This is a genomic window from Bradyrhizobium sp. 63_E2_N1_3 (assembly GCF_052076005.1).
GTDB lineage: Bacteria > Pseudomonadota > Alphaproteobacteria > Rhizobiales > Xanthobacteraceae > Bradyrhizobium > Bradyrhizobium barranii.
This window is the reverse complement of the sequence record NZ_CP197235.1, coordinates 3725870-3738327: the sequence shown is the minus strand read 5'-3', so window position 1 is coordinate 3738327 and position 12458 is coordinate 3725870. Positions and strand designations below refer to the sequence as shown.

Genomic DNA, 12458 nt, shown 5'->3' with positions numbered 1-12458 from the left:
TGCGCCTTTGCTTACTTCTCGTCGACGATGCGAACGAGATGGTGAACCTTCTCGATCATGCCACGAACCGCCGGGGTGTCCGGCAGTTCGCTGGTGCGGCCGATCTTGTTGAGCTTGAGTCCGATCAGCGTCGAACGCTGCGAGTGATGGCGGCGGATCGCGCTACCGGTCTGCTCGAGCTTGATCGTCTTTGCTGCCTTGGCCATGGGAGTCTACTCCGAAAAGCTTCCGTTAGTCGGCAGCCGCCTCGGCGTCACCGCCGATACGGCGGGACTGGAGGGTGGACACCTTGATATTGCGGCGGGCTGCGACCGAACGCGGCGAATCCTGATGCTTCAGCGCGTCGAAGGTTGCGCGAACCATGTTGTAGGGGTTCGACGAGCCGATCGACTTCGCGACCACGTCCTGGACGCCGAGCGTCTCGAACACGGCGCGCATCGGGCCGCCGGCGATGATGCCGGTACCGGCCGGAGCAGCACGCAGGTAGACACGGCCCGCGCCATGACGGCCGGCGATGTCGTGATGCAGCGTACGGCCCTCGCGCAGCGACACGCGGGTCAGGTTGCGCTTGGCGGATTCAGTCGCCTTGCGGATCGCCTCAGGCACTTCGCGCGCCTTGCCGTGACCGAAGCCGGCGCGGCCCTTCTGGTCGCCAATCACAACCAGCGCTGCGAAACCGAAGCGCTTGCCGCCCTTGACGACCTTTGCCACGCGATTGATGTGGACGAGCTTGTCGACGAACTCGCTGTCGCGCTCCTCCCGGCGTTCACGTCCGCCGCCGCCGCGTTGATCGCGTCCACCACGTTGTTCGCGTTCTGCCATTTTTCCAATCCTTCAGAGGCTTGCGCCTCAATCCTCAAATTCTGTTAGAAGCTCAGCCCGCTCTCACGCGCAGCGTCGGCCAGTGCCTTGACGCGCCCGTGGTAGAGGTAGCTGCCGCGATCGAACACGACTTCCTTGACGCCCTTCTCGGCGGCGCGCTCGGCCAGCAGCTTGCCGACCGCCTTCGCCGCATCGATGTCGGCGCCGGTCTTGCCGCCGTCGCGCATCGACTTCTCGAGCGACGAGGCAGAGGCCAGCGTCTCGCCCTTCAGGTCGTCGATGACCTGGGCGTAGATGTGCTTGGACGAGCGAAACACCGACAGACGCGGACGACCGCCACCGGAGCGGCGCAGCTTCAGCCGCACACTCCGCTTGCGCCGGGCATTGGTAACCTTGGCTTTGGACATGACCGGCTCCGTTACTTCTTCTTGCCTTCCTTGCGGAAGATGAATTCGCCAACATACTTCACGCCCTTGCCCTTGTAGGGCTCCGGCGGACGATAGGAGCGAATCTCGGCGGCGACCTGGCCGACACGCTGGATGTCGCTGCCGGTCACCGTGATCTCAGTCGGCTTCGGCACGGTGATCGTGATCCCTTCCGGGATCGCGTAGACCACGTCGTGGCTGTAACCGAGCGCGAGCTGCAGGTTCTTGCCCTGCATCGCGGCGCGGTAACCGACGCCGGTGATTTCGAGCTTCTTCTCAAAGCCCTTGGTGACGCCTTCGACCAGATTCGCGACCTGGGCGCGAGCGGTACCGTACAGCGCCCGCGCGCGGTTGGTCTCGACCCGCGGGTTCACCTTGACCTGGCCGTTCTCGAGCTTCACCTCGACGTCGTTATGGACGACGAACTGAAGCTGGCCCTTGGGCCCCTTCATCTTGACGGTCTGCCCGTCGACGGTCGCGGTCACACCCGACGGAACCGCCACAGGCCTTTTGCCAACACGTGACATGGATCAACAATCCTTCTCAGAACACCGTGAAGAGAACTTCGCCGCCCACATTCGCTTCGCGCGCGCTGTGGTCGGCCATGATCCCCTTCGGCGTCGACAACACCGAAATGCCGAGCCCGTTGTTGACCCGCGGCAGAGCCTTCACCGAGGCGTAAACACGACGCCCGGGCTTGGAGACTCGTTCGATCTCGCGGATGACGGGCTCGCCGTCGAAATACTTCAGCTCGATCTCGATCTCACTGCGGCCCGAGGAGTGCTCGAGCGTGGCGTAACCGCGGATGTAGCCCTCGGTCTTGAGCACTTCGAGCACATTCTCGCGCATCTTCGAACCAGGCGTCGAGACCTTGCTCTTGGAGCGCATCTGCGCGTTGCGGATACGGGTGATCAGATCGCTGATTGGATCGTGCGTAGACATCTAAACGACCCTCCTTACCAGCTGGACTTCACGAGGCCCGGGACCATGCCCTTGGAGCCAAGGTCGCGCATCGCGATGCGAGACAGTTTGGTCTTGCGGTAGTTCGAGCGCGAACGGCCCGACAGCTCGCAACGCAGACGGATGCGGGTCGCCGACGAGTTGCGCGGCATTTCCGCAAGCTTCAGGGTGGCGGCGAACCGCTCCTCCATCGGCAGCGTCTTGTCGGCGATGATCGCCTTCAACCGCTCGCGCTTCGGGGCGGCGTTCTTCGCCATCCGCTTGCGCCGGTTGTTCTTCTCGACTGAACTCTTCTTTGCCATGCTTGGCTCCTGGGTATCCGCGTTTGAGAGGCTTTAGGTCAGCGTCTCACTGCCGGAACGGGAAATTGAAAGCGGTCAACAAGGCCCTCGCCTCGTCGTCGGTCTTGGCCGTGGTGCAGACGGTGATGTCCATACCGCGGGCTTCCGTGACCTTGTCGAAGTCGATCTCGGGGAAAATGATGTGTTCCTTGAGGCCGAGCGAGTAGTTGCCGCGGCCGTCGAAGCTCTTCGGGTTCAGGCCGCGGAAGTCGCGGACGCGCGGCAGCGCGACCGTCACCAGGCGATCGATGAACTCGTACATGCGGGCCTTGCGCAGCGTGACCTTGCAGCCGATCGGCTGGTTCTCACGCAGCTTGAAGGTCGCGATCGCGATACGCGAATAGGTCACGATCGCCTTCTGGCCGGCGATCAGCGTCAACTCAGCGGCGGCGTTCTCGGCCTTCTTACGGTCGTTGACGGAGTCGCCAACGCCCATGTTCAGCACGACCTTGTCCAGACGCGGAACCTGCATGACGTTCTCATAACCGAACTTCTCGGTCATTTCCGTCCGGATCTTCGCGTCATATTCCGCGCGCAGGCGCGGCGTGTAAGCGACCTCAGCCATCGATCTCAGCTCCCGAGCTCTTGGCGATGCGGACCTTCTTGCCGTCCGCCAGAATCTTGAATCCGACGCGGGTCGGCTTTCCATCCTTGCCGACGAACGCGATGTTGGACAGTTGGATCGGCGACTCCTTCGAGATGATGCCGCCCTCCTGGGCCTGCGTCTGCTTCTGATGACGCTTGACCATGTTGATACCGCGCACCAGCGCCGTGCCGGCGTCCGGGCGAACCTCGAATACTTCGCCGGTGCGACCCTTGTCGCGACCGGTCAGCACGACGACCTTGTCGCCCTTGCGGATCTTCGCAGCCATCACAGCACCTCCGGCGCGAGCGAGATGATCTTCATGTGGTTCTTCGCGCGCAGCTCGCGCGGCACGGGCCCGAAGATACGGGTGCCGACCGGCTCGGACTGGTTGTTGATCAGAACGGCGGCGTTGCGGTCGAAGCGGATGACCGAACCGTCGGCGCGGCGGATGTCCTTGCGGACGCGCACCACGACGGCCTTCATCACGTCGCCCTTCTTCACCTTGCCACGCGGAATCGCTTCCTTGATCGAGACGACGATGATGTCGCCGATCGTGGCGTAGCGGCGCTTGGAGCCTCCGAGCACCTTGATACACATAACACGGCGTGCGCCAGAATTGTCGGCCACGTCGAGGTTGGTCTGCATCTGAATCATTGATGCACCTCGTCCTCTTCTCTCTTGCGCCAGCCCAGCCGGCGCTCAACATTTTCCTGAAGTCAGTCGGCTAAAGCCAACAGATCAGGCGCTTTTCTTGTGTTCGCCCCGGATCACGATCCAGCGCTTCAACTTCGAAATCGGCTTGGTTTCCTCGATCCACACCATGTCGCCCGGCTTGAACTGGTTGTCCTCGTCGTGCGCGTGGTAGTTCTTCGAACGGCGGATCGTCTTCTTGTAGATCGGGTGCGTGAAGCGGCGATCGACGCGCACCACAACGGTCTTGGCAGTCTTGTCGCTGACGACCACGCCTTGCAAAGTACGTTTCGGCATATTCGTAAGCCCCTTACTTCTCTTTCGCGCGCTTCTGCGCGGCGACGGTCTTGATGCGGGCGATGTCACGGCGAGCCTCGCGCAGGCGCGAGGTGTTCTCGAGCTGCCCGGTGGCGCGCTGGAAGCGCAGGTTGAAGCGCTCCTTCTTCAGATTCAGGATGGCGTCATCCTGCTGATCAGGGCTCAATGCACGGATGTCTTCGATCTTCATCTGGGCCATGGCCATTACTCCGCAATGCGCTCGACGAAGCGCGTCTTGATCGGCAGCTTGGCGGCCGCCAGGGTCAGCGCTTCACGCGCCGTCTGGGTGTTGACGCCGTCGATCTCGAACAGCACCCGGCCGGGCTTGACGCGCGCGACCCACAGTTCCGGAGCACCCTTGCCGGAGCCCATGCGGACTTCGGCCGGCTTCTTCGACACCGGAACGTCGGGGAACACGCGGATCCAGACGCGGCCGGCGCGCTTCATGTGGCGGGTCAGCGCGCGGCGAGCGGCTTCGATCTGGCGCGCGGTAACGCGCTCCGGCTCGGTCGCCTTCAGGCCGAACTGGCCGAAGGCCAACGTCGCACCCGAAGACGCAACGCCGTGGATACGGCCCTTATGCGCCTTCCGGAACTTCGTTTTCTTAGGTTGCATCATGGCTTCAAGCCCTCAAATTCTCTGTGCTGGCGTCAGGCCGCAGCGTTGTCACGGCGCCCACGGCCGCCGCGATCACCACCGCCGCCGGTCTCGCCTTCGGCCATTCTCTTGTCCTGGGCCATCGGATCGTGCTCGAGGATCTCGCCTTTGAAGATCCAGACCTTGACACCGCAGGTGCCGAAGGTCGTGAACGCGGTCGCAACGCCGTAGTCGATGTCGGCGCGCAGCGTGTGCAGCGGCACGCGACCTTCGCGGTACCACTCCATGCGCGCGATTTCCGCGCCGCCCAGACGACCCGAGCAGTTGATGCGGATGCCTTCCGCGCCGAGACGCATCGCCGACTGCACGGCGCGCTTCATGGCACGGCGGAACGCCACACGGCGCTCGAGCTGCTGCGCGATCGACTCGGCCACCAGCGTCGCATCGAGCTCCGGCTTGCGGATCTCGACGATGTTGATGACGACGTCGGACGAGGTGATGTCCGCGACCTTCTTGCGCAGCTTATCGATGTCGGCGCCCTTCTTGCCGATCACCACGCCCGGACGAGCCGAGTGGATGGTGACGCGGCACTTCTTGTGCGGACGCTCGATCACGATGCGGGCGACGGCCGCCTGCTTGAGCTCCTTGTGCAGGATCTCGCGGATCTTGACGTCCTCGTGCAGCAGCTTGCCGTATTCCTGCTTGCCGGCGAACCAGCGGGAATCCCAAGTCCGGTTGATGCCGAGACGCAGACCGATTGGATTGATCTTTTGACCCATCGTTTTCTCCTGCGACCCTTAAGCCGCTGCTGCTTCGGCTTCGACCTGACGAACAATGATCGTCAGCTGCGAAAATGGTTTGTAGACACGGCCCGAGCGGCCACGGCCGCGGGCGGCAAAGCGCTTCATCACGAGGCCGTTGCCGACGAACGCCTGCGCCACGACGAGATCGTCGACATCGAGGTCGTGGTTGTTCTCGGCATTGGCGATAGCCGATTCCAGGCACTTCTTCACGTCAACCGCGATCCGCTTGCGCGAAAACTGCAGGTCGGCGAGCGCAGCAGCCGCCTTCCGGCCGCGAATGAGCTGGGCGACCAGGTTGAGCTTCTGCGGGCTCACCCGCAGCATCCGGGCGACCGCCTTGGCCTCGTTCTCGGCGAGGCTCCGTTCGCGCTTAGGTTTGCTCATCGTTTAATCCTCAAGCCTTCTTGGCTTTCTTGTCCCCGGAGTGGCCATGGAAGGTCCGGGTCGGCGAGAACTCGCCGAACTTGTGACCGACCATTTCCTCGTTGACGGCCACCGGGACGTGCTTCTGACCGTTGTAGACACCGAAGGTCAGGCCGACGAACTGCGGCAGGATCGTCGAGCGACGGCTCCAGATCTTGATGACGTCGTGACGGCCGGACGCGCGGGCGGCATCTGCCTTCTTGAGCAGAGAACCCTCGACGAACGGGCCTTTCCAGACTGAACGAACCATGTCCGGCGTTCCTTACTTCTTCCGCTTGTGGCGGCTTAGGAGAATGAATTTGTTGGTCGACTTGTTGCTGCGGGTCTTCTTGCCCTTGGTCGGCTTGCCCCACGGGGTGACCGGGTGGCGACCGCCCGAGGTACGACCTTCACCACCGCCGTGCGGATGGTCGATCGGGTTCATCGAGACACCGCGGTTATGCGGCTTGCGGCCCAGCCAACGGTTGCGGCCGGCCTTGCCGATCGAGGTGTTCATGTGATCCGGGTTCGACACCGCGCCGATCGTGCCGCGGCAACGGCCATGCACCAGGCGCTGCTCGCCCGAGTTCAGGCGGATGATCACGTAGTCGTGGTCGCGGCCGACGAGCTGGGCGTAGGTGCCGGCGGAACGAGCGAGCTGGCCGCCCTTCCCGATCTTGACCTCGATGTTGTGGATGATCGTGCCGACCGGCATGTTGCCGAGCGGCATGACGTTGCCCGGCTTCACGTCGACATAGTTGCCGGCAACCACGGAATCACCGACGGCAAGGCGCTGCGGCGCCAGGATATAGGCCTGGGTGCCGTCTTCGTACTTGACCAGCGCGATGAACGCGGTGCGGTTCGGATCGTATTCCAGCCGCTCGACCGTCGCGGGCGCATCGACCTTGTCGCGCTTGAAGTCGACGATGCGCAGCGTCTGCTTGTGACCGCCGCCGCGGAAGCGCACGGTGATGCGACCGGTGTTGTTGCGACCGCCCGAGGAGTGCTTGCCCTCGGTGAGCGCCTTGACCGGCTTGCCCTTGTAGAGGGCCGAACGATCGACCATGACCAGCTGGCGCTGGCCCGGCGTCGTGGGATTGAATTTTTTCAGTGCCATCGTCGTACGACCTTACAGACCGGTGGTCACGTCGATCCGGTGGCCCTCTTCGAGGGTCACGATCGCGCGCTTGCTGTTCGACTGCGAGCCGAGATTGCCGCGGAAGATCTTGGTCTTGCCCTTGCGGACCAGCGTGTTGACGCTCTTGACCTTGACGTCGAACAGCTTCTCGATCGCTTCCTTGATCTGCGGCTTGGTCGCCTTCGCGGCCACCTTGAACAGGACCTTGTTGTGCTCCGAGGCGATCGTCGCCTTTTCGGTCACGACCGGCGACAAGATCACGTCGTAGTGGCGAGGCTCGATGTTCTTCGTCATTTGAAGCGCGCCTCCAGCGCATCGATGGCGGCCTTGGTCAGAACGAGCTTCTGACGGCGCAGGATGTCATAGACGTTGATGCCCTGGATCGGCAGCACGTCCATGTTCGGGATGTTGCGGGCCGCAGCGGCAAAGCCGTTGTTGAGCTCGGCGCCGTCGATGATCAGCGCGTTGGTCAAGCCGAGGCCCGAGAAATGGCCGAGCAGCGCCTTGGTCTTGGCGGCTTCCAGCGCAGCCTTGTCGATCACCAGCAGATCGCCGTCCTTGGCCTTGGCCGACAGCGCATGCTTGAGGGCAAGCGCGCGGACCTTCTTCGGCAGGTCGCTGGCGTGCGAACGCACCACCGGACCGAAGGCACGGCCACCGCCGCGGAACTGCGGCACGCGGGCCGAGCCGTGACGAGCACCGCCGGTGCCCTTCTGCTTGTACATCTTCTTGCCGGTGCGCCAGATCTCGGCGCGGCCCTTGGCCTTGTGAGTGCCGGCCTGACGCTTGTTGAGCTGCCACTGCACGCAACGCGCAATGATGTCCTGGCGCGGCTCGAGGCCGAAAATGGCGTCGGAAAGCTGGACCGAGCCGGCTTCCTTACCTTCGAGGGTCGTGACCTTCAATTCCATCTCACGCCTCCTGCGCAGCCGGAGCAGCGTCCGCTTCGCCAGCAACCTTGAACTTGCCGGGCTTCGGAGCATCCTTCGGCAGCGGCTTCTTGACAGCGTCGCGCACGCGGATCCAACCGCCCTTGGAGCCGGGAACGGCGCCTTCGACGAGGATCAGGCCGCGCTCGACATCGAGCTGAACGACTCGAAGGTTGAGCGTGGTGATGCGGTCGACACCCATGTGGCCGGGCATCTTCTTGTTCTTCCAGGTCTTGCCGGGGTCCTGACGGCCACCGGTCGAACCGATCGAGCGATGCGAGACCGACACACCGTGGGTGGCGCGCAGACCGCCGAAGTTCCAGCGCTTCATACCGCCGGCGAAGCCCTTACCGACCGAGGTGCCGGTGACGTCGACGAACTGACCGACGACGAAATGATCGGCAAGGATCTCGGCGCCAACGGGGATCATAGCATCCGCGGAGACGCGGAATTCCTCGACCTGCCGCTTCGGCTCGACCTTGGCGACCGCGAACTGGCCGCGCTCTGCCTTGGGCATGTACACGGTCTTGCGGCTGCCAGATCCAAGCTGGAGCGCGACGTAACCGTTCTTCTCTTCAGTGCGGTGGCCTACGACCTGGCAATTGCCGAGCTTCAGCACGGTCACGGGGATATGTTCGCCGGCCTCTGTAAAGACCCGCGTCATCCCGACCTTTTGTGCGATCACTCCGGAGCGCATCGGCGTGCTTCCTGTTCTTTCTGTCCGCTAGTCGCGAACGTGATCCAAAAATCTTAGAGCTTGATCTCGACGTCGACACCGGCGGCCAGGTCGAGCTTCATCAAAGCATCGACGGTCTGCGGGGTCGGATCGACGATGTCGAGCAGGCGCTTGTGAGTGCGCATCTCGAACTGCTCGCGGCTCTTCTTGTCGACGTGAGGCGAACGGTTGACGGTGAACTTCTCGATGCGGGTGGGCAGCGGAATGGGTCCGCGGACCTGCGCGCCGGTGCGCTTCGCCGTGTTCACGATCTCGCGGGTCGACGTATCGAGGATACGATGGTCGAACGCCTTGAGACGGATACGAATGTTTTGGCCGTTCATTGCCGTGGTCTCTCTTTAGTGGGGGGTGGCGAATAGCGAATAGCGAATGTCACACTCGCTACGCGCCAATCCCTATTCTCGCAATTACTCGATGATCGAGGCGACGACGCCGGCGCCGACGGTGCGGCCACCTTCGCGGATCGCGAAGCGGAGCTTCTCTTCCATCGCGATCGGCACGATCAGGTGCACTTCCATCGCGATGTTGTCGCCCGGCATCACCATCTCGGTGCCTTCCGGCAGATGCACGACACCGGTCACGTCGGTGGTGCGGAAGTAGAACTGCGGACGGTAGTTGGTGAAGAACGGGGTGTGGCGACCGCCCTCTTCCTTGGTGAGGATGTAGGCCTCAGCCTTGAACTTGGTGTGCGGCTTGACCGAACCCGGCTTGCACAGCACCTGGCCGCGCTCGACGTCCTCGCGCTTGGTGCCGCGGAGCAGCGCACCGATGTTGTCGCCGGCCTGGCCCTGATCGAGCAGCTTGCGGAACATTTCGACGCCCGTGACCGTGGTCTTCTGCGTGGCGCGCAGACCGACGATCTCGATTTCCTCGCCGACCTTGACGATGCCGCGCTCGACACGGCCGGTCACGACGGTGCCGCGGCCCGAGATCGAGAACACGTCTTCAACCGGCATCAGGAAGGGCTGGTCGACCGGACGCTCCGGCTGCGGAATGTACTCGTCGACATTCTTCATCAGCTCGAGGATGGCGTCATGGCCGAGCTTCTTGTCGGAATCTTCGAGAGCGGCGAGCGCCGAACCCTTGATGATCGGGATCTTGTCGCCCGGGAAGTCGTACTTCGAGAGCAGCTCGCGGACTTCGAGCTCGACGAGCTCGAGGAGTTCCGGATCGTCGACCATGTCGCACTTGTTGAGGAACACGACGAGCGCGGGCACGCCGACCTGGCGGGCGAGCAGGATGTGCTCGCGGGTCTGCGGCATCGGGCCGTCAGCGGCCGACACGACCAGGATCGCACCGTCCATCTGGGCGGCGCCGGTGATCATGTTCTTCACGTAGTCGGCGTGGCCGGGGCAGTCGACGTGGGCGTAGTGGCGGTTCTTGGTCTCGTACTCGACGTGGGCGGTCGAGATGGTGATGCCGCGCGCCTTCTCTTCCGGCGCCTTGTCGATCTGGTCGTACGCCGTGAACGTCGCACCGCCGGTCTCCGCGAGGATCTTGGTGATCGCAGCCGTCAACGACGTCTTGCCATGGTCGACGTGACCGATGGTGCCGATGTTGCAGTGCGGTTTGTTACGTTCAAACTTTGCTTTGGCCATTTGACTCTCCGTTCAATCGTCAGTTCGAGACCGACGACAATCAGGCAAACTTCTTCTGGACTTCTGCCGACACATTGGCCGGCGCTTCTGCGTAGTGGTCGAACTGCATGGTGAAGGTCGCGCGACCCTGGCTCATCGAGCGCAGGTTGTTCACGTACCCGAACATGTTCATGAGCGGCACCATCGCGTTGATGACGTTGGCGTTGCCGCGCATGTCCTGACCCTGGATCTGACCGCGCCGGGAATTCAGGTCGCCGATGACCGAGCCGGTGTAGTCTTCCGGGGTCACCACTTCGACCTTCATGATCGGCTCGAGCAGGACGGACTTGCCCTTCTGCAGCGCTTCGCGGAATGCCGCGCGCGATGCGATTTCGAAGGCGAGCGCCGACGAGTCGACGTCGTGGTACTTGCCGTCGACGAGCTGAACCTTGACGTCGACCACGGGGAAGCCCGCGACGACACCAGAGCCCATCACGCTGTTGAGGCCCTTTTCGACGCCGGGGATGTATTCCTTCGGAACCGCACCGCCGACGATCTTGGACTCGAACTCGTAGCCCTTGCCGGGCTCGTTCGGCTCGACCACGATCGACACTTCCGCGAACTGACCGGTACCGCCGGTCTGCTTCTTGTGGGTGTACTTGACCTCGGCCTTCTTGGTGACGCGCTCACGGAACGCAACCTGCGGCGCGCCGATGTTGGCGTCGACCTTGTAGGTACGCCTGAGGATGTCGACCTTGATGTCGAGATGGAGTTCGCCCATGCCCTTGAGGATGGTCTGGCCGGACTCCTGGTCGGTCGACACGCGGAAGGACGGATCCTCCGCGGCGAGCTTCGCCAGCGCCACGCCCAGCTTTTCCTGGTCGGCCTTGGACTTCGGCTCGATCGCGATCTCGATGACCGGCTCGGGGAATTCCATCTTCTCCAGGATCACCTGCTTGTCGGGATCGCACAGCGTGTCACCGGTGCGCGCTTCCTTCAGGCCGGCCAGCGCGACGATGTCGCCGGCATAGGCTTCCTTGATGTCCTCGCGGTTGTTCGCATGCATCAGCAGCATGCGCCCGATGCGCTCCTTCTTCTCGCGCGTCGAATTCACGACACCGGTGCCGCTCTGCAGGACGCCGGAGTAGATGCGGCAGAAGGTGATGGTGCCGACGAACGGGTCGTCCATGATCTTGAACGCGAGCAGCGCGAGCGGCTCCTTGTCGTCCGCCTTGCGCACGACCTCGTTGCCGCGGTCGTCGGTGCCCTTGATCGCGGGCACGTCGATCGGCGACGGCAGATAGTCGACGACGGCGTCGAGCAGCGGCTGCACACCCTTGTTCTTGAAGGCCGAGCCGCACAGCACGGGATAGAACGCGCCGGTCAGCACCGCTTTGCGGATCAACCGCTTCAGCGTCGCTTCGTCCGGCTCCTTGCCGTCGAGGAAGGCAGCCAATGCATCATCGTCGAGCTCGACGGCGGCTTCCACCATCTTCTCGCGGTATTCCTTGGCCTGCTCGACCATATCTTCCGGGATGTCGACATAGTCGAACTTCGCGCCGAGCGATTCATCGTTCCAGATGATGCCCTGCATCTTCACGAGGTCGACGAGACCCTTGAAGTTGTTCTCGGCACCGATCGGAAGCTGGATCGCGATCGGCTTGGCGCCGAGGCGGTCAACGATGTCGGCCAGGCACTTGAAGAAGTCGGCACCCGTCTTGTCCATCTTGTTGGCGAAGACGATGCGCGGAACCTTGTACTTGTCACCCTGGCGCCAGACGGTCTCGGTCTGGGGCTCGACGCCCTGGTTCGAGTCGAGCACGCAGACGGCGCCGTCGAGCACGCGCAGCGAACGCTCGACTTCAATGGTGAAGTCGACGTGGCCGGGGGTGTCGATGATGTTCAGGCGCTTGCCGGCCCAGAATGCGGTGGTGGCAGCCGAGGTGATCGTGATGCCACGCTCCTGCTCCTGCTCCATCCAATCCATCGTCGCGGCACCTTCGTGCACTTCGCCGATCTTGTGGCTCTTGCCGGTGTAATAGAGGATGCGCTCGGTGGTCGTGGTCTTGCCGGCATCGATATGCGCCATGATACCGAAATTGCGGTAGTTCTCTATGGCATGAACGCGAGGCAT

The 12458-nt window shown here is 63.1% G+C and carries 22 protein-coding genes; all 22 read right to left on the bottom strand.

Annotation, left to right across the window (positions count from 1 at the left end; genetic code table 11):
* Nucleotides 1-11 precede the first annotated feature (11 nt).
* Nucleotides 12-206 (bottom strand): 50S ribosomal protein L30, encoded by a 195-nt coding sequence (rpmD, locus tag AB7531_RS17520; protein ID WP_011088137.1) that lies wholly within the window; start codon nt 204-206, stop codon nt 12-14.
* Between the two features lie 25 nt (nt 207-231).
* Entirely contained in the window at nt 232-822 is a 591-nt protein-coding gene (rpsE, locus tag AB7531_RS17515; RefSeq protein WP_028152981.1) for a 30S ribosomal protein S5, read from the bottom strand.
* A 44-nt stretch (nt 823-866) separates the two neighbouring features.
* Nucleotides 867-1229, bottom strand: coding sequence for a 50S ribosomal protein L18 (gene rplR, locus AB7531_RS17510; protein WP_007603036.1), 363 nt, complete (start codon nt 1227-1229; stop codon nt 867-869).
* An 11-nt stretch (nt 1230-1240) separates the two neighbouring features.
* Nucleotides 1241-1774, bottom strand: a complete 534-nt coding sequence (gene rplF, locus AB7531_RS17505) for a 50S ribosomal protein L6 (protein ID WP_063982587.1) — start codon at nt 1772-1774, stop codon at nt 1241-1243.
* Between the two features lie 16 nt (nt 1775-1790).
* Nucleotides 1791-2189, bottom strand: coding sequence for a 30S ribosomal protein S8 (gene rpsH, locus AB7531_RS17500; protein WP_008136338.1), 399 nt, complete (start codon nt 2187-2189; stop codon nt 1791-1793).
* Nucleotides 2190-2203: 14 nt separating this feature from the next.
* Complete coding sequence (gene rpsN / locus AB7531_RS17495) at nt 2204-2509, bottom strand: 30S ribosomal protein S14 (RefSeq protein WP_063982585.1); 306 nt, start codon at nt 2507-2509, stop codon at nt 2204-2206.
* Nucleotides 2510-2555: 46 nt separating this feature from the next.
* Nucleotides 2556-3113, bottom strand: coding sequence for a 50S ribosomal protein L5 (gene rplE, locus AB7531_RS17490; protein WP_063982584.1), 558 nt, complete (start codon nt 3111-3113; stop codon nt 2556-2558).
* Nucleotides 3106-3420 carry a 50S ribosomal protein L24 gene (gene rplX, locus AB7531_RS17485; protein ID WP_063982583.1) on the bottom strand — a complete coding sequence of 105 codons (315 nt, stop codon included), beginning with the start codon at nt 3418-3420 and terminating at the stop codon, nt 3106-3108. The genes rplE and rplX overlap by 8 nt, the downstream gene beginning before the upstream one ends.
* Nucleotides 3420-3788: a 50S ribosomal protein L14 gene (gene rplN / locus AB7531_RS17480; RefSeq protein WP_007603030.1), complete on the bottom strand. Its 369-nt coding sequence runs from the start codon at nt 3786-3788 to the stop codon at nt 3420-3422. Before rplN ends, rplX begins: the two co-directional genes overlap by 1 nt.
* An 84-nt stretch (nt 3789-3872) precedes the next feature.
* Nucleotides 3873-4121, bottom strand: coding sequence for a 30S ribosomal protein S17 (gene rpsQ / locus AB7531_RS17475; protein WP_063982582.1), 249 nt, complete (start codon nt 4119-4121; stop codon nt 3873-3875).
* A gap of 13 nt (nt 4122-4134) precedes the next feature.
* Entirely contained in the window at nt 4135-4341 is a 207-nt protein-coding gene (rpmC, locus tag AB7531_RS17470; RefSeq protein WP_063986292.1) for a 50S ribosomal protein L29, read from the bottom strand.
* A 5-nt stretch (nt 4342-4346) separates the two neighbouring features.
* Nucleotides 4347-4760: a 50S ribosomal protein L16 gene (rplP, locus tag AB7531_RS17465; RefSeq protein ID WP_063982581.1), complete on the bottom strand. Its 414-nt coding sequence runs from the start codon at nt 4758-4760 to the stop codon at nt 4347-4349.
* 32 nt (nt 4761-4792) lie between these two features.
* Nucleotides 4793-5518: a 30S ribosomal protein S3 gene (rpsC, locus tag AB7531_RS17460; RefSeq protein ID WP_063982580.1), complete on the bottom strand. Its 726-nt coding sequence runs from the start codon at nt 5516-5518 to the stop codon at nt 4793-4795.
* An 18-nt stretch (nt 5519-5536) separates the two neighbouring features.
* Nucleotides 5537-5926, bottom strand: a complete 390-nt coding sequence (gene rplV, locus AB7531_RS17455; protein WP_011088147.1) for a 50S ribosomal protein L22 — start codon at nt 5924-5926, stop codon at nt 5537-5539.
* Nucleotides 5927-5936: 10 nt separating this feature from the next.
* On the bottom strand, nt 5937-6215 hold the full coding sequence (gene rpsS, locus AB7531_RS17450; RefSeq protein WP_008136357.1) for a 30S ribosomal protein S19: 279 nt from the start codon (nt 6213-6215) through the stop codon (nt 5937-5939).
* A gap of 12 nt (nt 6216-6227) precedes the next feature.
* Nucleotides 6228-7061, bottom strand: coding sequence for a 50S ribosomal protein L2 (gene rplB, locus AB7531_RS17445; RefSeq protein ID WP_028152985.1), 834 nt, complete (start codon nt 7059-7061; stop codon nt 6228-6230).
* Nucleotides 7062-7073: 12 nt separating this feature from the next.
* Nucleotides 7074-7376 carry a 50S ribosomal protein L23 gene (locus tag AB7531_RS17440; protein ID WP_007603019.1) on the bottom strand — a complete coding sequence of 101 codons (303 nt, stop codon included), beginning with the start codon at nt 7374-7376 and terminating at the stop codon, nt 7074-7076.
* Nucleotides 7373-7993 (bottom strand): 50S ribosomal protein L4, encoded by a 621-nt coding sequence (rplD, locus tag AB7531_RS17435; protein ID WP_063982579.1) that lies wholly within the window; start codon nt 7991-7993, stop codon nt 7373-7375. The genes AB7531_RS17440 and rplD overlap by 4 nt, the downstream gene beginning before the upstream one ends.
* A 1-nt stretch (nt 7994) precedes the next feature.
* Nucleotides 7995-8708: a 50S ribosomal protein L3 gene (gene rplC, locus AB7531_RS17430; protein ID WP_063982578.1), complete on the bottom strand. Its 714-nt coding sequence runs from the start codon at nt 8706-8708 to the stop codon at nt 7995-7997.
* Nucleotides 8709-8761: 53 nt separating this feature from the next.
* Nucleotides 8762-9070 (bottom strand): 30S ribosomal protein S10, encoded by a 309-nt coding sequence (gene rpsJ / locus AB7531_RS17425; RefSeq protein WP_002712302.1) that lies wholly within the window; start codon nt 9068-9070, stop codon nt 8762-8764.
* An 84-nt stretch (nt 9071-9154) separates the two neighbouring features.
* Nucleotides 9155-10345 carry an elongation factor Tu gene (gene tuf, locus AB7531_RS17420; protein WP_063982577.1) on the bottom strand — a complete coding sequence of 397 codons (1191 nt, stop codon included), beginning with the start codon at nt 10343-10345 and terminating at the stop codon, nt 9155-9157.
* Between the two features lie 40 nt (nt 10346-10385).
* Complete coding sequence (gene fusA, locus AB7531_RS17415; RefSeq protein WP_063982576.1) at nt 10386-12458, bottom strand: elongation factor G; 2073 nt, start codon at nt 12456-12458, stop codon at nt 10386-10388.